The 1,056-nt window shown below is 40.9% G+C and carries 1 pseudogene; it reads right to left on the minus strand.

The window, feature by feature from the left end:
- Positions 1–980, minus strand: a pseudogene (locus tag V7K53_RS34135) (ISAs1 family transposase); the annotation flags it as partial.
- Positions 981–1,056: the final 76 nt, after the last annotated feature.

Below are 1,056 nucleotides of genomic sequence, written 5' to 3' on the forward strand. Positions count from 1 at the left end.
TAAGATAGACCAATTCACAGGGGCATTGCCACCACGCCGTAGTGGAAAGTCTTCTTTGAATGTCACATCTCTTACCCAATGAAGTCGATTTTCGATTCCCCAATGCCCTTGAATGTCGGCAAGTAACTGTTGAGCTTCGAGATATTGACTACAGATATAGAATTGACGCTCGTAAAATGGCCGACCATTGCGCTCACCCTGACGCTCGACAACAATAAAAGTTTTGAGTCCAGACCATTTTTTTTGAAGTTGTTCGGGGGCAGCAAAAACCTTGCACTCACGTTGGACTAGCCTAGAATGAACATTCTCTACAGTTGTGGTACTGCTAAGTGGAGTATGCTGTTGTGATTGGGTTTGAGCGATTTTATAGAGTGTCGGTTGATTTTCTTTTAGTCCAATCAGGTAATCATTGCCACTAGTGACGATCAGCGATACAGTTTTTTTTGGCAGTGTAAAGCATCAAGGGTAAAAACGACTTGTTGACCACAAAACTCGGAGATTAATTGTTTTACGATCGCCACTTCACTAATTTTTTTGTTGGACATTGGTTGCATCCTGAGTACAATGCCCCGCTCATGACTATAAACTGATACTGTACTGATAAAGTTTTGGTAGGACTGACTGTAATCTGTTACTGTGCAACGAATGCCTTTGCCATCTATTGCCAAATGTTCTCCTGGTATTGGTGGGACAAAAACTGATGCCCAATTATTAAATAAGTCGGTAAATGGCTGAAAATCTATTGTTTTTAGTACTCGTCGGAACGTTGAATAGGATGGAAACTTAATTGTCTCATCTAGGTTTAACAGTTCAATTAAGCTTTGTCTGTGTTCTTTGGTAAAATCTTCCAGTGGACGGTAGCCCCAATACCCAGTCATTGCTCCCAGCAATATGAGCAATAATACTAACCATAATTCATGTCTTCGTCCCCGGATGTGCCTATAGTCTGGGACTTGCTGCAATTGTTCGACGAGATTCATACTTGTTAGTTATCCATTTTTCTCCACCCTCTATAAATCATTATTATTTTTCTCTCGTTGTATGAAACCACCCTGC

Source organism: Nostoc sp. (assembly GCF_036917355.1).
In the GTDB taxonomy this organism is placed as follows: Bacteria; Cyanobacteriota; Cyanobacteriia; order Cyanobacteriales; family Nostocaceae; genus Nostoc.